Origin of the sequence: Actinomadura sp. NPDC023710 (assembly GCF_040639875.1) — a bacterium.
GTDB classification, from domain to species: Bacteria; Actinomycetota; Actinomycetes; order Streptosporangiales; family Streptosporangiaceae; genus Spirillospora; species Spirillospora citrea.
Map to the genome: position 1 here is coordinate 289,375 of NZ_JBFAGB010000001.1, position 16,961 is coordinate 306,335.

The following is a 16,961-nucleotide window of genomic DNA, read 5'->3' on the forward strand; positions in this document are numbered from 1 at the left end:
GCTGATGTGGCTTATTCGTTGTGGCGGTGAACTTGGCGCCGGACAGAGCGGGGATCAAAGGCCCGCTACCTCTTACCTCCTTGCGAATGCAGACGTCAGGAGGACCGTTTTCGCAGGTGCTTGATGGTCAGAAGGTCCAGTTCGAACCGGTCGTCGTCCGACAGGAGGGACGACCGATCCCTGCGGCGCTTCTCGTGATGCGATGCCCGCGGGAAGCGCACGGAGCCGTTGTGGTCACGCAGTGAGGCGTAGTAATCGTGGCGCCAGCGCTCAGCGCGCTCCGGCAAGACATCGCAGTACCCGCAGAGGACGTCGCCAGCCCCTGGAAAGGACGCTTCGAGGGTCTCGTGCACGCGGACGAAGGCATTCCTGAACTCGTGTGGGTAGGGGTCGCCGAACGTGGGGGGCTCCATTCCTGTCGTGTCCTCCTGGCATCACGCAGATGGAATCGCTCTGGGGCATGAGCGACAGCCTGCCGTCGATTTTGATCTCCGGTGCAGAGGGCCGTTTCACAACACCCCTTTTCTCTTGTTCGGAGAGATTGGAGGTGATGGGTCGATGAGTCTCCAGGTCGTGGGTGAGGTCGTGCTGTCGAAGATTGCCTACCGGGCTTCTGGTTACTAGATCAACTTCTCGTCAATAAGTCCGTCAAACGGACTGCGTGACCTCGGGTTCGAAACCTTACAACGCTCTAAGAATTCGACGCAAGTGAGATGTCGAGGGAACTTGAACTTGTAGACCGCCGAGCCCGGGCTGCGCGACGTAAAGTCACTTTTGCCCCATTTTGCATAGCGAATCGATTTCACTGAGTGACGACGTCGTCACTTTGCGTATGTTGATTGAATTGGGCGTCCTCCAAGGCGGGTGAAGAACAGTTCTTTTGACGTACGATGTGCTGTCAAATGATCGAGGTGAGGAGGGCTCGCGGTGGAGGCAGAGAGGTTCGGGGATTGGCTTGCTCGCCAGCTTCGGCGGCAGGACATGAGCCAGGCCGAGCTCGCGGTCGAAATCGGCGTGACCCGGGCCGCCGTGTCCGCCTGGATAACGAACCGGGCCGAGCCTCAAATGAACAAGATCCAGGCGATCGAGGATGTTTTGGGCTTGTCGTCCGGATCCCTGGTCAGCCGACAGGATCCGGGAACCTCAGTGGAGGCACTGACCTGGTATCACCGTCCCGCCCACGACGACGGCGGCCGGGAGTTCGGCAACGCGGCCGCGTTCGCCTTCGACCCCAATCTTGGCGTCCTGGCTCGTGAGGCCACACAGAACAGCCTGGACGAGCGGCTCAACAAAGACGAGCCGGTTCGCGTGCGCCACATCCTGGACGAAATCGAGGGCGAGCGGCTGTACGACTTCCTTGAGGCGCTCCGCTGGAACGAGCTTGAACCGCACCTCGATGCGGCCGCTGGCGCAGACAACAAGGTCGGTCGGATTCTGGCAGAGGGGATAAGGGATCTTCGCCAGACGGGCCGCCTGCTTCTCCTAAGGATCGACGACTACAACGCCGCAGGCCTCACAGGCTCCGACTATGACAACGGGCGCTTTGCGGCAGTAACCCGGCGCCAGCTGGAAAGTCGAAAGCAGGGAGAAGCGGCCGGCGGTTCCTACGGGCTCGGCAAGGCCACCTTCTGGGCAACCAGCCGCCTGGGCCTCGTCCTCATCAACAGCACACTGTCGGAGCCGTACCAGGGGCGGACGGCTAACCGCATGTTCGGGCGCCTGGAGCTGCCTTGGCGCCGTGCCGTCGGTAACGAGTGGGCGGGGCCTGCCTGGTTTGGTGAACCGGACCCGGAGCGGCGCGGGGCGACGAGGTCGTGGTGGGGCGACGACGAAACCGCCGAACGGCTTTTCCTCAAACGTGACAGCGGCGCCCCCGGCACCTCGTTCCTCATCATTGGAGCGCACGACCCGAGCGGCGAGGCGGACAATCTGGAGAGCATGCATGCGGCCCTCGTCGACGGGCTCGCGTCCAGCTTCTGGGCGTCGATGGTCGCCACACCGCAACGGCGTCCGATGTTGGAGGCGTCTGTGGTCGCAAGGCGCAACGGGGTTGTCGTAGTGCCGGAGGAACGCATCGACCCCGATGTTTACGAGCCGACACGAAGCAGGGCTCTGCGTGCGTTCCTGCAAGGTCGGACCGTCACCAAGTCGACTGCCGGAGACGACGTCGTCCAAAGAAGCGTGCGCCTCCAAATCCCGCCGCTGAAGAGTACCGGGAAGGCCACGTCCATGACGCACGACGCCGTGCTTCTGCTCGCGAGGGAGGACACACCTACCAACCGCTCGAATCGCCTGGTTTGTATGCGCAGTAGCCGGATGGTCGTCATGAACCGAGGCGTCACGGATCTGCCGATGGGTGTGGAGCCCTTCCAGGCGGTATTGCTGGCCGGTGAAGCGGCTGGTGCTGACGCGCCGGGAGCGAAGGAGGCCGAACAGTTCCTCCGAGCGGCGGAGCCGCCAGAACACAACGACTGGAAGCGTACCGACGACCTCACCACCACGTACGCCCGCGGTGCCGTGACCGGCATTCGCAACTTCCGCTCAGCCATGCTGGAAGAGGTCCGCCGCGCCTTGCGTCCGAGCGAGGACCGGGGCGGCGCCGGCCCGACGTCGTTGAAGGGGCTGCTCGACCTGGGTGTGCCAAGGGCTCAGAGCAGCGGGGGTGCGCGGGTCCCGACCATTGACGCTGTCGAAGGCACGATTGATGTCGACGGGGCCTGGCACGTTCGCGTGGAGATCAGACTTCCCGTTAAGGATGACGCCTGGATGCTCACTCCCATACTGCGGTTTGCCTCCCGCTCCGGCCCGAAGCCCGAGGCCCGTTGGGCAAAGATTGAGCCAGAGTCCCACTGCGAACTCACCGAGGAGGGGGCGTTGTTGTTCACCGCCGGTTGCCGAACGGCCTCGTTTAACGGGGTCAGTGACATCAGCAGCCACCCCGTCGCAGCCCGGATGGCGTTTGCCGAGATCGACCTCCGCCACGCCAAGGAGCCCGCCGAATGAACACAAATAGGTTGTTCCCCTATCCCGTGCTGGGAGACGTGTGCGCCATGCGCATTGAAAAGGTGGCACTGGACGGCGTTCCCCTGGCCGGTGAGATGGTTTCCGACGAAAACAAGGTGGTGGCCCTCCACAACATCGAGCGCGAAGAATGGACGCAGGCCAGGCTAACCGTCCGCGTGAACGCCCCCGACCTAGGAACAGGACCGTGGCAGGGCGTCACCTGCGTCGCGGTCCTGTCTGAACGGCGCACTAACGCCAGGACGGTGACGCCGCTGAGGCGGGACGCGGATGGCTCGTGGACCGGGACGGTCCTGCTGGAGCGTGCCCGTCACCTGAGCCAGGCTTGTTTGTCGGCTCAGCTTGTCGCCACCGTGGACGGGGTGCAAGGACGCATGATCGGAGGTGTTCGGGTGGGGTGGACCGTCGATCTCCAGGCTCGGAGCGCCGACCGATCCGACGGCGTCGCCTTTTCCTTCGTCGACTTCGCGGACCCGGCGCACCCTCACTTGAACGCGTATAGAACCGATCCGTGGACGGTGGATGCGACGGGGGACAAGCCGAACGTCTATCTCAACAGGAGGTTCGACGGTTTGGAGCGCATTCTGGGCGGTGATGACCGCTCGGTCCGCGAGATCCTTTCAGCGCAAATCGCCGCTGATGCGTGGACTGCGCTGTTTAACGCGGCCATGTACGAGGCGGATGTGGATGAGGAGGGTGCGCCTGAGTGGCCGGAGGGATGGCGCGGAACTGTTCTACGGAGGTTGCTTCCCGACGTCTTCCCAGAACTGTCCCTCGACGATGGGCTTATCGAGCTCGTCTCACGGCGGGTGAGCGGCGACGGTGGGGGCGAGTTGCAGTCCAGACTCATGCACGCCGTCACCCGCCAGGCCGCCCTCCCAAGACAGCTCGGGGGATTCATCAGGGCGATCCACCGCAGGAAGGAATCATGACTGCCGCGCCCCAGACCCCATACCTTCTCGGGCTGCTGCCGGAGCGGGACGCTACAAGGTATCTGACCACGTCCGTTCTGCAGGGTGTTGAACGGTTGCCCCGGCTCGCCATCGACAAGGCGTGCACGCCACTTGAGAACGAGCCGCGTTGGGAGGCCGGCCCTGTCCGCGAGTTGATCGACGAGGCCATGGATCGGTTTGACGACAGAGCCACTCAGGCGGACGCATGGCTCGCACCCCGCCTACACGCCATGCTGCGCATGAACCGCCAGGAGGCGGCGGACAGCCGCAGGTGGAACTTTCTCGCGCTGCGACTCGCACCTGACTACGTCTTTTGGCGCAACCCGCCGAAGGTGTCGAAGAGCAGCCTCGTGCCTCAGGCCCACCGGGCCCACTTCGTAGGTTCCTTTCATAAGCAGACGTTCTCGCGGCTGTGGTGGGCCGCCGAGTTGTTTCGTAACGGCTCTGACTACGGTCCGGTGGAGGTGGCATGTGGAAACCAGGAGTCCTTCAACACCGTGCTGCGACTGGAGATCGTCTGTCACCAGGTCACCGCGCAGGCGCTGATCAGACTCATGCAGGAGGGGGCGGTGCGGAAAGGTCGGTCGTTGAACGGCCTGGCCAAGGCGATCAACAGCGCTGGCAGCACGCTCCTGTTCGACGTGCTCGCTCCGGACCCGCCCTGGGACGGCCGAGCTAACGACCAATGGGTGAAGGACGCTGCCTCGGCCTTTGTACAGTACGACGCATTGCCCGAAGGTCCCGACGATGGATCGGTGACGTCCCAGGACGTGGACGCGCTGCTTCCGCTCTTCCGAGAGTTGTTCGCTACCGCCGATATTCGAGGCGGAAAGCCGTCCGAGGGCGAGTGACCGGACGAGCTCGTCAGGCCGACCTGCCGAGGTCGGCCTGACGAACCTGCCCCGTGGCGTTCAGGTAGGTGTACACCTGACATGCGATCGCGCGAGCCAAGCCCACCGGGACGGCGTTACCGATTTGGCGTGCGATCTGCACCTTCGTCCCACACCATTTGAAGTCCGGCGGGAATCCCTGAATGAGGGCGGCCTCGTAGTGGGTGATCGGCCGGTTGGCGTAGGGGTGAAGGTAGCGGCCTTTCTCCGGCTTGAAGAACTCGGTACGGATGGTCACGGACGGTTCACTCCACCGGAGACGCCCCATCACATCTGCGGAACCGGTTCGGTGCCTGATCCAGCTCGGCGTCGAGAGATGTGGTGGTAGATCATGGCGGTTGCCGCCGGGGGGGATCGCCTCATAGCGATCCAACGAATGAGCGGTGGGATTGCGGCCGATGTGTAGCTCAGTGGTGCTGAACGTGCCGGGCAGCGTTTCCTGAAGCGGCCGACACGTCCGTTCCGGGAGCTCGGTGTTTGGCGCGCGATAATCGGTGTGCTCAAAGACTGTGCTGACCGGCACCCACAGATCTACAAGGGCGTCGGCCTTGACCAGAACGGGTGACTCGTTCTTTATTGGCTTGCGGTGGCTCGCGACAGGATGCATCAGGGGGATTCGTTGCGGGTGCAGCCCGATCAGATCGCGGCGGGTGGCCATCACGATGGTGCGCTTGCGGGCCTGGGGGACGCCGTAGTCCGCAGCGTTGAGAACCAGAACCTCCAGGTGGTAATCCTCCAGTTCACCTCCCGGGTAGGTGGCCTCCCGGAGCTGTTCGAACTCCGGCTTCCTCCGGAAAGGTTCGACGTTTTCCATCACGAAGACCATCGGGCTGAGCTGACGCACCACCCGCATGTAGTGGCGCCACAACTGGTTGCGGGGGTCGTCCTCCTTCTGCCTGTTGAGGCCGGAGAACCCCTGACAAGGTGGCCCACCGAGGATCACGTCCACCTGAACGCCTTCGAGCATGGAAGGCTCCCAGTGCTCGATGTTCCCTTCCTCGCCGGTGAAGATATGGTCGACGCCGCCCGCCTCGTCAGCGAAGTTCGCTGCGTAGGTCGACGCCGCCGCAACGTCCCATTCGACTGCGCCGACCGTCCGAAAACGCGGCTGTTCAACACCGCCGATACGCACTTCGTGGAATCCCTGGGTGAGCCCGCCACACCCTGCGAAGAGATCGATGACGCTGATGGGCCTGGTGGGACTCGTGGTCATGGCGGTCACCCTACCGACCTAGGCGCCGTGACATGGTAGATAGGGCACTGTGCCGCATGTGACGTGCGGATCATGCCAGGACGCGTTCCGGTCACCCCTCCAACCGCAAGGCCCGAGCGATCCGCTCACCGACGGCACGCGCCACAGGTGGCGGAAAGGCGTTACCGACCTGCTGATATCTCGCGGTCTTGTTCCCGGCGAAGATCCAGTCCTCTGGAAACCCCTGAAGCAGGGCAACCTGGGAGATGGTCAACCGCCGCAATCCCTCTCGTCCCTTGCGCCCCACCCCCAGCTCGAAGCCGTCCGTCGGTCCGGGGAGCTCATTGGCCAGGGAGTTGCCGTTCACGCCCAGCAGCGACCAGGCCGTCTTGGCCCGGTCGGGACCAAGGTCAGGGCCACCGTGCTTCTTTGACCCGCCAACGACCGTTGGACCAATCTTGCTGGCCATGGCAGCCCATTCGGCGGCGTGCGGCCAGCCCCGGCTGGCCATGGAGGGTAGTAGGACGTCGGCCACGGTGGGCGGTGGGCCCGCAGGGGCCGGCCAGGCGAACCGCGAGAATGCGTCAGGGTCACGCATCGCGATCAGGACGCTGCGCCGCCGACGCTGGGGAAGCCCGAAGGCCTGAGCGTCCAGGATCTTCCAGGTGTGCTGGTAGTTGAGGTGGGCGAGGTGCTTCCGGACGACGTCCCTGCTGGGAGCGAATTTTTGATGGGTAAGCAGTTCGGCCGCGTTCTCGATCATGATGGCCCGAGGCTGAACCTCGTAGGCGAGGTAGAGCGCTACCTCCAGCAGGTCCCGCTCGTCCAAGTCACCCTTCTGCTGCCCGGCCACAGAGTAGGGGGTGCATGGGACGCCACCGGCCAACAGGTCAACGTCCAGGGCCTCAGAGTGATCCGCCGCCACGAAGTCGCGGAGGTCCATCTGCCGCACGTCCCAGGAGGGCCGGTTGAGTCGCAAGGTCTTACAGCAGTGCTCGTCGTTCTCGACGAGCATCACCGGCTCAAAGCCAGCTTGCTCCAGGCCGAGCGCCTGGCCACCCGCTCCCGCACAGATCTCCAGGACCTTGAGTCCGTCCCCACCCATGGCTGCGCCTCCTTAACGTGCCATAGATTTTAGGGACAACCACTGACATTTCTAGATCGGTGCATTGAGCGGTCTTGGTTCCCTGGTTGAGGCCGTGCGGGGCCCGAGGTTCTCGTACCGTTGTCCTGTGGGAACAGAGAGGACGCCAAGTTGGGCGTCGAGCGACGGCGTGCGCAAGAGCATGGAGAGCAACAAGGGGCGTGACACCAAACCGGAACTGGCCCTGCGCCGCGCCCTCCATGCCCGAGGGCTCCGCTACCGGGTCTCGGTGCGTCCGCTTCCTGAGGTCCGCCGTACTGCCGACCTGGTATTCCCCAAGGCGAAGGTCGCCGTCTTCGTTGATGGTTGCTTCTGGCACAGCTGTCCTCAGCACCGGACTCGACCGGCGATCAACGCCGAGTTCTGGGCCAAGAAGCTAGAGGGAACCCAGAGACGTGACGCCGAAACCGATCAACTGCTTGCCGAGGCTGGCTGGTCGGTCATCAGGGTTTGGGAACATGAGGACCTCGTCGACGCGGTCACCCGTGTCACAGCGGAGGTCCAGGCCCGCCGCGCCGACACGTAGGCGCATGAAACTGGTCACTCAGGCAGAACCTCGATCACTATGAAGCTGCTGGCCACTCACAACGCTCATGCCGTCGCACACCGTCGTGAAGGCGTTACTGCCGTCGTTGAGCCGCGATGCTGCCGTCCAGCAGGCGCGATCGCGCGCTGCGAGAGTGCCGGGCCGCGGTTCAGATGGGGATGCCAGAGGGGCTGAGTTCTAACCACCGGGTAGTGGTGCGTGACCCTGGGGATCGTGAGGTCGTGTTCGGGGGCGGGGTCAGATAAGGGTCGAAAGATCTTGAGGCCGGTCTCCGTGGTGGAGAACCGGCCTCTGATCTGCACCTTTGTGTCGGGGTGGCGGGATTTGAACCCACGACCTCTTCGTCCCGAACGAAGCGCGCTGCCAAGCTGCGCTACACCCCGGTGGTGGCTGCCCGGGAGTTGTACGTCCTCCCGGCGCCTAGTCCACCTTAGCGGATGCCGGGGAGTGCTGCGTCCCTGTTTTCCGGGCGGTGAAGGCGGTCACGGCGCCGGAGGTGGTGAGGGTGATGTCGGTCAGGAGGGCGGTCTCCAGCCAGGTTTGGAGGTCGGCCGCTGTTCCCGGGTTGCCGAAGGCGCCTTGGTGCTGGAGGAGCTTGATCAAGGGGTCTCGGCCGGCGCCCCTGACGAGGGTTGTGCCTTGGAGGGTGCCGCCTGGGCGTAGGACTCGGGTCAGTTCCTTGAGGGCGGCTTGGGGGTCCTCTAGACAGTGGAGGCCGTTGTAGGTGAGGCACCGGTCGAAGGTGGAGGTGGGGAAGGGGAGGTTATAAATGTCTGCCTGGACGAGGGTCGTTGTCTTGCGGCGGGCCCTCTTGAGCATCGTGTGGGAGAGGTCGGCGGCTACGTGGCGGGGGTTGTCGCGCACGGCCAGGCCGCCGCCGCAGGGGATGTCCAGGGTTAGGGCGGATGGGTCCTGGGCGGCTATGGCCTTGTGCAGGTGGGTGATGTCGTAGTTCCAGAGGGCGCGGGCTCCCAGGCGGGAGAGGGGGCGGTTCTGGACGGCTACGTCGTACAGGGTGGCTAGGAGCGGGGCGGTCTTCCAGTTCACCGACGGGGGACGAGGGTGAGGAGGGAGGCCTCCGGGGGGCAGCAGAAGCGCATGGGGGCCTTCGGGGACGTGCCCAGGCCCGCGGAGACGTGGAGCCAGGAGCCGCGGTGCCTGTGGAGGCCCTTCACGCGGGGGCGGTCGATGCCGCAGTTGGTGGCCAGGGCGCCGTAGAAGGGGACGCAGACCTGGCCGCCGTGGGTGTGGCCGGCCAGGAGGAGGTCGTAGCCGTCGGCGGTGAAGCGGTCGAGGTTGCGGGGTTCCGGGGAGTGCATGATGCCGAGGTGGACGTCGGCCTGGGGGTCGACCGGGCCGGCGATCTTGTCGTAGCGGTCCCGGTTGATGTGGGAGTCGTCGATGCCGCCGAACTCGATGTCCAGTTCGCCGACCTTGAGGCGGCCGATGCGGTTGTTGAGGTCGAGCCAGCCGGCGGCCTGGAGGGAGGAGCCGAGCTCGCGGTAGGGGAGGTCGGGCTCGCGGCGGCGGCGGCCGTAGTCGGACTTGCTCGTGCGCCAGATGTAGCGGAGCGGGTTCTTCAGGACCGGGGAGTACAGGTCGTTGGAGCCGTAGACGAAGACGCCGGGGCGGTCGAGGAGGGGGCCGAGGGCGTCCAGGAAGGGGCCGATGGCGTCGCGGTGGGAGAGCGTGTCGCCGGTGTTGACGACGAGGTCGGGCTCCAGGGCGTCCAGCGAGCGGACCCAGTGGATCAGGCGGGACCGGCCGGGCGTGAGGTGCGCGTCGGAGATGTGCAGGATCTTCACCGAGGGCCGGCCCGGCGGCAGCACCGGCACGTCGAAGCGGCGGAGGCGGAACCAGTTCCGCTCGATCAGCGAGGCGTACCCGAAGGTCGCGGCGCCCGCGCCCAGCACTCCCAGCGGCACGGCGTGGATCTTTCGCACGGCTCTCCCTTCTCAGGGGTCCATGCTTTCAGACATGGGCACCGGTCGGTAATCCTGATGAGGCGGAAGGTCGTGGACGGGCATGATGTTGTGCATGACCCTGAAGGAGAAGCTGGAGACCGATCTGTCGTCCGCGATGAAGGCGCGCGACGAGCTGCGGACGCGCACGCTGCGCATGGTGCTCACGGCGGTGAAGAACGAGGAGGTCGCCGGCAAGCAGTCGCGCACGCTTTCCGACGACGACGTCGTGAAGGTGCTCACGCGGGAGGCGAAGAAGCGGCGGGAGGCCGCGACGGCGTTCGGTGACGCGGGGCGCGAGGCGCAGGCGCAGGCGGAGCGGGACGAGGGCGTGGTGCTGGAGGGTTACCTGCCCGCGCAGCTGTCCGACGAGGAGCTGACGGCGCTGGTGGCGGACGCGATCGCCGAGACGGGCGCGTCGGGGCCCCGCGCGATGGGGCAGGTCATGAAGTCGGTGAATCCGAAGGTGGCCGGGCGCGCTGAGGGCGGGCGCGTCGCGGCGGAGGTGAAGCGGCAGCTCGCCGAATGAGAAAGGGCCCGGCTCGGCGCCGGGCCCTTTCGCGTCAGTCGCCGTCGGGCGGGGCGCCTCCGCCGCGCTTCTTGCCGGCGCTCACGTAGAGGATGACGGTGGTGCCGGGCGGGACGGAGGTGCCCGCGTCGGGCGAGGTGGACACGACCGTGCCCCTCGGCTGGTCGGAGTCGACGGAGCCGGACGCGACCTGGACGTTCAGGTCGGCGCCCTTGAGCTTGGCGGTCGCGGCGGCGACCGTGAGGCCCTTCACCTGCGGGACGTCCGTGGTGTCGCCGAAGTCGCGGGTCGGGGTCTGGAAACCGGGCGCCGGCTTGCCCGAGAGAGCGTTGCGCATGGACTGCTGCCACATGCCGCCGGGGATGTCCGCGCCGTAGACGCCGTAGACCTTGTACTGCCAGGGGCCGCGGAAGTCCCAGTAGGCGGTGGCGGCGGCGAGGTTCGGGGTGAACCCGGCGAAGACGGCGCAAGTGAACTCTTCACAGGTTCCGGTCTTGCCGGCGGCGGGACGTCCGATGCTGCGTCCGGCCGCGGTGCCCTTGGTGAGGACGCCCTGCAGGATCGAGTTCACCTTGTCGGCGACGTCCTGGTCGAGGGCCTGGTGGCAGTCCGGCTTGGGCAGCTTGAGCTTCTTGCCCTCGGGGTCGACGACCTCGGTCACCGAGACGGGGGCGCAGTACTTGCCGCGCGCGGCGAAGCCCGCGTAGGCGGCGGCGAGGTGCACCATGTCGATGTCGTTGACACCGAGGACCTGCGACGCGATCGGCATCAGGGGGTCGCCGGTGGCCTGCTTCATCCCGAACTTCTCGGCCATCTTGACGGCGTTGCAGACGCCGACGCGCTTCTCCAGGACGGCGTAGAAGGTGTTGACCGAGTGCCAGGTGCCGGTCTTCAGGTTGAAGTTGCCCTTCTCGCTGTCGCCGGCGTTCGACAGCGTCCAGGGACCGCCGCCGACCATGGCGTTCTTCACCTTCTTGCCGTCGAACATCCCGGTGTAGCGGCAGGGCTGGAACCCGCTGACCGTGGTGGTCTGCGGCGAGTTGATGGTCGTGCTGACCGGGATGCCCTGGTCGATGGCGGCGGCGAGGGTGAAGACCTTGAACGTCGAGCCCGCCGAGACGCCGCTTCCGCCGCCGTGCGCGGAGTCGGCGGGGAGGTTGATGGTCGTCCGGCCCTTGCCGGGGCCGTACCGCTTGCTCAGCCCGATGGCCCGGACCTTGCCGGTGCCGGGCTCGACCATCGCCTCGGCGCCGACGCGGTTGCCGCCGGGGGCGACGGTCCCGCGCAGGGCCCTGTCGACGGCGTGCTGGTCGTCCATGTCGAGCGTGGTGCGGATGGTGTAGCCGCCGCGGTTCAGCTTGTTGACGACGTTCTGCTGCTGCTTCGGCTTGAGCTGCCAGTACTTGCCGTCCGACAGGATGTTGAGCATGTCGTACTTCACGTACTCGCAGAAGTACGGCGCCTTGCTGGTCTCGCAGCCGCCGACCGGGTCGGTGCGGTTCAGCTGGATCGGCTTGGCGGCCTCCGAGTCGGCCTGCGCCTTGGTGATGTGACCGAGCTGCGCCATCCGGTAGAGGACGACGTCGCGCCGCTTGCGGGCGTCCTTGGGGTTGCGGATGGGGTCGAAGGCCGTGGGGTTCTGGGTGATCCCTGCGAGCAGGGCGGCCTGGCCGAGCCCCAGCTTGGACGCGGGGATGCTGAAGTACCGCTTGGACGCGGCCTGGACGCCGTATGCGCCGGCGCTGAAGTAGGCGACGTTCATGTAGCCCTCAAGGATCTGGTCCTTGGTGAGGCGCTGCTCGACGTCCAGCGCGTACCGGAGCTCGCGCAGCTTGCGTCCGACCGTGGGCGCCGTGACCTCGCGGTACTCCTCCTCGGTCTTGGCGCTGTCGACCAGGAGGTTCTTGACGTACTGCTGGGTGAGGGTGGAGCCGCCCTGCGTCTGCTCGGACTCGACGTTGGACGCCATCGCGCGGATGGTGCCCTTGAGGTCGAGCGCGCCGTGCTCGTAGAAGCGCGAGTCCTCGATGTCGACCATCGCCTGCCGCATGATGGGGGCGACCTGGTCGAGCCGGACGGACTCGCGGTACTTGTCGAAGAACGTGGCGACCTGCTTGCCGTTGCCGTCGTACATCACCGTCTTCTCGGACGGCGGTGTCGTCTTGAGCCGGCTGTCCATGTCCTCGAAGTTGTTGGCGGCGTCGCGGGCGGTCAGCCCCGCGCTGCCCACGGCGGGCAGCGCGATGAGCGCGACGATGAGGCCTGCCACCACCCCGGCACCTAGCAGCCTGAACAGCGTGGACGCGGCCTGGGCCCGATCGTTCTTCGCAACGCGCACGGGGTCTAGGGTACGCGGGACGAGCAGTGCATTAGGGACAGGTCCCCCGGGGTTCGTGCTTTCCGGACCGGCTGATCAGGATCTTCGTCCGTTATGCCCCCATCGTGACAACCTGCGCGGTGTCTGGCGCGTCAACTACAGGTAACTAGTCCGTTCCGGCGGTATGGCCCCGGTGGGCTATATCGAGAATGGGCCCAACGGGGGCTGTTGAAACGTCCCTCGCTTCCGTAAGTTCTTCCCCACGGCTTTCGTTTGGCGGCCTGACGTCCGCGCCCGTCCGGCCAAGGAGCGCAAATCGACACAGACCCTAGGGGAGTGGGGCCAAGATGTGGATCACGGATTGGACCGCCCGCGCCGCCTGCCGTAACGCGGATCCGGACGCTCTGTTCGTGCAGGGTGCGGCGCAGAACCGAGCCAAGCTCATCTGCCGCGGCTGCCCGGTGCGCACGGAGTGTCTCGCCGACGCTCTCGACAACCGGATCGAGTTCGGCGTGTGGGGCGGGATGACCGAGCGGGAGCGCCGAGCCCTGCTGCGGCGGCGACCGGATGTGCGCTCGTGGCGCGACCTGCTGGAGACCGCGAAGGAAGAGTACGAGCGGTCGGCGGAGATCGACGAGGAAGAACTCGTCGCCAGCGAAGAGCTCGTCGCAAGCTGAGTTCGACGGGTCCCCGGGGCCCGTCCGGCGGCGTCCGAGGATCGGCACGGTCCAAATAAAGCGTGGCCGGTAGGCCCGTACCACCCATTGGGTACGGGCCTATCGCCATGCCCGCACATACGCGTTTTCGCTGATCAGAGTGCGCGATGGCGGAACGTCCGGGTAACGGCGCCGGAGTCCGGCCCGCGTGCAGTTTCCGGCTGGACGTCAGGCGGCGGTGGGAGACGCGGTGGGAGCGGCCAGGTCCTCGCCCACCTGGCGCAGGCCGTCGAGGTCGTGGACGTCCTCCGCCTGCGCCGGGACGGCCGTGACCGGCACGGTCGGGTGCGTCGACGCGAAGTGGTCGCGAAGGCGGTCCTCGCGGGCGGCCAGTTGCATGCGGTCGGTGTGCAGGCGCAGCAGGGCCGCGGTCAGCGTGTGCTCGCCGCGCTCCTCCAGCGTCTCGGCGGCGGCCTGGCTGCGGGCCGCCGACAGGACGTCGTCGGCGGTCTCGTGGACGCGGTTGACCACGAGTCCGGCGAGCGGCATCCGCTCCTCGTCGAGGCGCTCGACGAAGTAGGACGCCTCGCGCAGGGCGTCGGGCTCGGGCGCGGCGACGACGAGGAACGCGGTGCCCGGGGTCTGCAGGAGCTTGAACGTCTTCTCGGCGCGCTCCCGGAACCCGCCGAACATGGTGTCGAAGGCGGCGACGAACGTCTGCACGTCGCGCAGCAGCTGGACGCCGAGGACCTTGTTGATGACGCCGGTGAACACGCCGAACCCGGCACTGATCACCTTGACGCCGAGGCGGCCGCCGGACTTGGCCGGGGCGGCGAGGATCTTCATGAAGCGGCCGTCGAGGAAGCGGCCCATCCGCTCGGGGGCGTCCAGGAAGTCCAGCGCGTTCCGGGACGGCGGGGTGTCGACGATGATCAGGTCCCAGGCGCCGGAGCGGTGCAGCTGCCCGAGCTTCTCCATCGCCATGTACTCCTGCGTGCCCGAGAGGCTCGACGACAGCGACTGGTAGAAGGGGTTGGCGAGGATCTGCTTGGCCCGGTCCGGGTCGGCGTGCGCCTCGACGATCTCGTCGAAGGTCCGCTTCATGTCGAGCATCATGGCGTGCAGCTCGCCGTCGCCGTCGATCTCGATCCGGCGCGGGTTGTTGTCGAGCTCCGACAGGCCCATCGACTGCGCGAGGCGGCGCGCCGGGTCGACGGTGAGGACGACGACGTCCCGTCCCCGTTCGGCGGCGCGCACTCCGAGGGCGGCGGCCGTGGTGGTCTTGCCGACCCCGCCCGACCCGCAGCACACGATGATCTTCGTGCGCGGGTCGTCGAGCAGCCCGTCGACGTCGAGCACCGGTGGGGTCTTGCCGGACTGGCTCATCGGTTCACCTCTGCCGGTCGGTCCCCGCCCGAACGGGGGGTCAGCCTCACCCAGGAGACGCCGCGGCGGGCGGCGGGGGCGGGCGCGGTCATGCGGCGCCCTGGTCGCGGAGGGCGGCGGCCAGGTCGTAGAGGCCCGCCAGGTCCATGCCGTCGGAGAGCTGGGGGAGGGTGTAGCGAGGCCGGTCGACGGAGTCCAGGCGCTCCTTCTCGCGGCGCTGGAGGGCGGTGCGGCGGGCGTGGTCGACGGCCTCCCCGGCGAGGACGGCGGCGATCGCCTCGGCGTCGTGCTCCAGGCCGGCGGCCTTCACGCCGCGGACGATCTCGTCGGTGTCCAGGGCCCCGGCGGCGGCCACGGCGAGGTCGTCCTCGGTGAGGACGGGCTGGTGCTCCATGTTGACGATCACGCCGCCGACCGGGAGCCCGACCGCGGTGAGGTCGCGGATGCCGTCCAACGTCTCCTGGACGGGCATCTCCTCCAGGAGCGTGACGAAGTGCACCGCGGTCCCGGGGCTGCGGACGACCTTCATCACGGTGTCGGCGTGGTTGCGGACGGGGCCGACCTTGGCGAGGCCGGAGACCTCGTCGTTGACGTTCAGGAACTTCGTGATGCGGCCGGTGGGCGGGGCGTCCATCACGACGGCGTCGTAGACGAACGAGCCGTCCTTCTTCTTGCGGCGCACCGACTCGGACGTCTTGCCGGTGAGGATGACGTCGCGCAGGCCGGGGGCGATGGTGGTGACGAAGTCGACGATGCCGAGCTTGGTCATCGCCTTCCCGGCGCGCTTGAGGTTGTAGAACATCTCGAGGTACTCGATGAGCGCCTCTTCGGTGTCGACGGCGAGCGCGTGGACGTCCCCGCCGTCCGGGGCGACGGCGACGCGGCGCTCCTCGTAGGGCAGGGGCGGGCAGTCGAAGAGCTGGGCGATGCCCTGGCGTCCCTCGACCTCGACGAGCAGCACCTTGCGGCCGCCGGCGGCGAGGGCCAGGGCGAGGGCGGCGGCGACGGTCGTCTTGCCCGTGCCGCCCTTGCCGGTGACCACATGGAGGCGTACGCCGTCCCAGTCGGTGTCTCTCGCGCTCACCCGATCGACCATATCGTTCACTCGTCAAACACTTGAGAGGGCGGTCGTCCTCATGCAAGTGATCCCTGACACGGTTCCCCCGCCCGGACGCTGTCATTCGGCCTGCCCGCGCGGTTAGCTTGAAAACGTGAACCGTGCTATGGACGGTTCCGTCCGGACCCTGACCGGTCCGGACGCCCGCCGGAGCTCCGGGGGCGCCTCCCGGGGCCCGGGCCCTCACGCGAAAGAGGTGCCGTGATGATAGCGGTAGCCCTGGTCATCCTGCTGATCGTCGTCGTCGGCGGCCTGATCGTCCTGGCGTCGTCCGTCCGCGTCGTGCAGCAGTTCGAGCACGGGATCGTGTTCCGGTTCGGGCAGGTCCAACGGGACGGGCAGATGCGGCCCGGCGCGGTGCGCACCCCGGGCCTGACGGCGATCGTGCCGATCGCCGAGCGCATGCAGAAGGTCAGCCGGCAGACGATCACGATGGGGGTGCCCGGCCAGGACGGGATCACCCAGGACAACGTGAGCGTCCGCGTCGACGCGGTCGTGTACTTCCGGGTGATCGACCCGGTGAAGGCGATCGTGAACGTGCACAACTACCAGTACGCGGTGTCGCAGGTGGCGCAGACGTCGCTGCGGTCGGTGATCGGGCAGGCCGACATGCAGGAGCTGCTCGGCGAGCGCGAGAAGATCAACATGCGGCTGCGGGCGATCATCGACGAGATCACCGAGGGGCCGTGGGGCATCCTGATCGAGCGGGTCGAGATCAAGGACGTGTCGCTGCCGGAGGGCATGAAGCGGTCGATGGCCCGGCAGGCGGAGGCGGAGCGGGAGCGCCGTGCCCGCATCATCACCGCGGACGGCGAGTTCCAGGCGTCCAAGCGCCTCGCCGCCGCCGCGGAGATCATGTCGCAGGACCCGGCGGCCCTCCAGCTGCGCCTGCTGCAGACGGTCGTGGAGGTCTCCGCCGAGAAGAACAGCACGCTGGTCATGCCGCTGCCGGTGGAGATCCTGCGGTTCTTCGAGCGTGCCGCGGGCGGCCCGGGACGCTCCGAGGACGGCGGCGAGGGCAAGCCCGACCTCGGTGAGCGGCTCGCGAAGGCCGAGGAGGAGCTGGCCAGGGCCACGGAGCGGTCGTCGGCGCTGGAGTCGACCGAGGACGTCCCACCCGTCATCGGGCTGGACGAGCCCAAGCGCCGGGCGTCCGAGGTGGCCGCGCCGCAGGACGAGCAGCGGCGCGGCATCGGCGGCGGCGCGCCGGGGGCCGTGGAGGAGGAGCAGCCGCCCCGCTGACCGGCG

General features: G+C 67.1%; 15 protein-coding genes and 1 tRNA gene. 7 read left to right on the plus strand and 9 right to left on the minus strand.

Annotated features, from left to right (window positions below; all coding sequences use genetic code 11):
- Nucleotides 1–95: 95 nt before the first annotated feature.
- The gene (locus tag AB0H37_RS01320; protein WP_360610547.1) at nucleotides 96–413 is read right to left on the minus strand and encodes a hypothetical protein; all 318 of its coding nucleotides are present in this window, start codon (nucleotides 411–413) and stop codon (nucleotides 96–98) included.
- A gap of 514 nt (nucleotides 414–927) precedes the next feature.
- Between AB0H37_RS01320 and AB0H37_RS01325 the strand changes: the two genes are divergently transcribed.
- From AB0H37_RS01325 to AB0H37_RS01335, 3 genes are read left to right on the plus strand one after another with little or no spacing between them, the layout of a single operon-like run.
- Entirely contained in the window at nucleotides 928–3,003 is a 2,076-nt protein-coding gene (locus tag AB0H37_RS01325) for a helix-turn-helix transcriptional regulator (protein WP_360610549.1), read from the plus strand.
- Nucleotides 3,000–3,953, plus strand: coding sequence for a hypothetical protein (locus AB0H37_RS01330; protein WP_360610551.1), 954 nt, complete (start codon nucleotides 3,000–3,002; stop codon nucleotides 3,951–3,953). Before AB0H37_RS01325 ends, AB0H37_RS01330 begins: the two co-directional genes overlap by 4 nt.
- A complete protein-coding gene (locus AB0H37_RS01335) occupies nucleotides 3,950–4,825 on the plus strand; it encodes a DUF6339 family protein (protein ID WP_360610553.1) in 876 nt (291 codons plus the stop codon). The genes AB0H37_RS01330 and AB0H37_RS01335 overlap by 4 nt, the downstream gene beginning before the upstream one ends.
- A gap of 13 nt (nucleotides 4,826–4,838) precedes the next feature.
- Here the strand turns inward: AB0H37_RS01335 and AB0H37_RS01340 are convergent, their stop codons facing one another.
- Nucleotides 4,839–6,077 carry a DNA cytosine methyltransferase gene (locus AB0H37_RS01340; protein ID WP_360610555.1) on the minus strand — a complete coding sequence of 413 codons (1,239 nt, stop codon included), beginning with the start codon at nucleotides 6,075–6,077 and terminating at the stop codon, nucleotides 4,839–4,841.
- 91 nt (nucleotides 6,078–6,168) lie between these two features.
- Nucleotides 6,169–7,161, minus strand: a complete 993-nt coding sequence (gene dcm, locus AB0H37_RS01345; protein WP_360610557.1) for a DNA (cytosine-5-)-methyltransferase — start codon at nucleotides 7,159–7,161, stop codon at nucleotides 6,169–6,171.
- Between the two features lie 169 nt (nucleotides 7,162–7,330).
- Between dcm and AB0H37_RS01350 the strand changes: the two genes are divergently transcribed.
- On the plus strand, nucleotides 7,331–7,726 hold the full coding sequence (locus AB0H37_RS01350) for a very short patch repair endonuclease (protein ID WP_360610559.1): 396 nt from the start codon (nucleotides 7,331–7,333) through the stop codon (nucleotides 7,724–7,726).
- 330 nt (nucleotides 7,727–8,056) lie between these two features.
- Here AB0H37_RS01350 and AB0H37_RS01355 read toward each other — a convergent pair.
- From AB0H37_RS01355 to AB0H37_RS01365, 3 genes are all read right to left on the minus strand, one after another.
- Nucleotides 8,057–8,130 (minus strand) — tRNA-Pro (locus AB0H37_RS01355).
- A gap of 37 nt (nucleotides 8,131–8,167) precedes the next feature.
- Nucleotides 8,168–8,794: a methyltransferase domain-containing protein gene (locus AB0H37_RS01360; RefSeq protein WP_360610561.1), complete on the minus strand. Its 627-nt coding sequence runs from the start codon at nucleotides 8,792–8,794 to the stop codon at nucleotides 8,168–8,170.
- Complete coding sequence (locus AB0H37_RS01365) at nucleotides 8,791–9,690, minus strand: metallophosphoesterase (protein WP_329097573.1); 900 nt, start codon at nucleotides 9,688–9,690, stop codon at nucleotides 8,791–8,793. The genes AB0H37_RS01360 and AB0H37_RS01365 overlap by 4 nt, the downstream gene beginning before the upstream one ends.
- A 94-nt stretch (nucleotides 9,691–9,784) precedes the next feature.
- Between AB0H37_RS01365 and AB0H37_RS01370 the strand changes: the two genes are divergently transcribed.
- The gene (locus AB0H37_RS01370; protein WP_329097575.1) at nucleotides 9,785–10,237 is read left to right on the plus strand and encodes a GatB/YqeY domain-containing protein; all 453 of its coding nucleotides are present in this window, start codon (nucleotides 9,785–9,787) and stop codon (nucleotides 10,235–10,237) included.
- A gap of 34 nt (nucleotides 10,238–10,271) precedes the next feature.
- On the opposite strand, the gene AB0H37_RS01375 is transcribed toward AB0H37_RS01370, so the two are convergent.
- A complete protein-coding gene (locus AB0H37_RS01375) occupies nucleotides 10,272–12,575 on the minus strand; it encodes a transglycosylase domain-containing protein (RefSeq protein WP_329097576.1) in 2,304 nt (767 codons plus the stop codon).
- 326 nt (nucleotides 12,576–12,901) lie between these two features.
- Between AB0H37_RS01375 and AB0H37_RS01380 the strand changes: the two genes are divergently transcribed.
- Entirely contained in the window at nucleotides 12,902–13,231 is a 330-nt protein-coding gene (locus AB0H37_RS01380) for a WhiB family transcriptional regulator (RefSeq protein ID WP_179838211.1), read from the plus strand.
- A 207-nt stretch (nucleotides 13,232–13,438) separates the two neighbouring features.
- Here AB0H37_RS01380 and AB0H37_RS01385 read toward each other — a convergent pair whose 3' ends face one another.
- Together AB0H37_RS01385 and AB0H37_RS01390 are read right to left on the minus strand one after the other, a co-directional pair.
- Nucleotides 13,439–14,596 (minus strand): ArsA family ATPase, encoded by a 1,158-nt coding sequence (locus AB0H37_RS01385; protein WP_179838210.1) that lies wholly within the window; start codon nucleotides 14,594–14,596, stop codon nucleotides 13,439–13,441.
- 88 nt (nucleotides 14,597–14,684) lie between these two features.
- On the minus strand, nucleotides 14,685–15,680 hold the full coding sequence (locus tag AB0H37_RS01390) for an ArsA-related P-loop ATPase (RefSeq protein WP_360610564.1): 996 nt from the start codon (nucleotides 15,678–15,680) through the stop codon (nucleotides 14,685–14,687).
- 237 nt (nucleotides 15,681–15,917) lie between these two features.
- Here AB0H37_RS01390 and AB0H37_RS01395 point away from each other — a divergent pair, with 237 nt between their 5' ends.
- Nucleotides 15,918–16,955, plus strand: a complete 1,038-nt coding sequence (locus AB0H37_RS01395) for an SPFH domain-containing protein (RefSeq protein WP_360610736.1) — start codon at nucleotides 15,918–15,920, stop codon at nucleotides 16,953–16,955.
- The last annotated feature ends 6 nt before the right edge of the window (nucleotides 16,956–16,961 follow it).

Excerpts from the sequence above, each read along its gene's own strand:
- AB0H37_RS01330 (WP_360610551.1), top strand. The coding sequence starts at position 3,000 with ATGAACACAAATAGGTTGTTCCCCTATCCCGTGCTGGGAGACGTGTGC.
- AB0H37_RS01335 (WP_360610553.1), top strand. The coding sequence starts at position 3,950 with ATGACTGCCGCGCCCCAGACCCCATACCTTCTCGGGCTGCTGCCGGAG.
- AB0H37_RS01320 (WP_360610547.1), bottom strand. The coding sequence starts at position 413 with ATGGAGCCCCCCACGTTCGGCGACCCCTACCCACACGAGTTCAGGAAT.
- AB0H37_RS01385 (WP_179838210.1), bottom strand. The coding sequence starts at position 14,596 with ATGAGCCAGTCCGGCAAGACCCCACCGGTGCTCGACGTCGACGGGCTG.
- AB0H37_RS01340 (WP_360610555.1), bottom strand. The coding sequence starts at position 6,077 with ATGACCACGAGTCCCACCAGGCCCATCAGCGTCATCGATCTCTTCGCA.
- AB0H37_RS01370 (WP_329097575.1), top strand. The coding sequence starts at position 9,785 with ATGACCCTGAAGGAGAAGCTGGAGACCGATCTGTCGTCCGCGATGAAG.
- AB0H37_RS01395 (WP_360610736.1), top strand. The coding sequence starts at position 15,918 with ATGATAGCGGTAGCCCTGGTCATCCTGCTGATCGTCGTCGTCGGCGGC.
- AB0H37_RS01380 (WP_179838211.1), top strand. The coding sequence starts at position 12,902 with ATGTGGATCACGGATTGGACCGCCCGCGCCGCCTGCCGTAACGCGGAT.
- dcm (WP_360610557.1), bottom strand. The coding sequence starts at position 7,161 with ATGGGTGGGGACGGACTCAAGGTCCTGGAGATCTGTGCGGGAGCGGGT.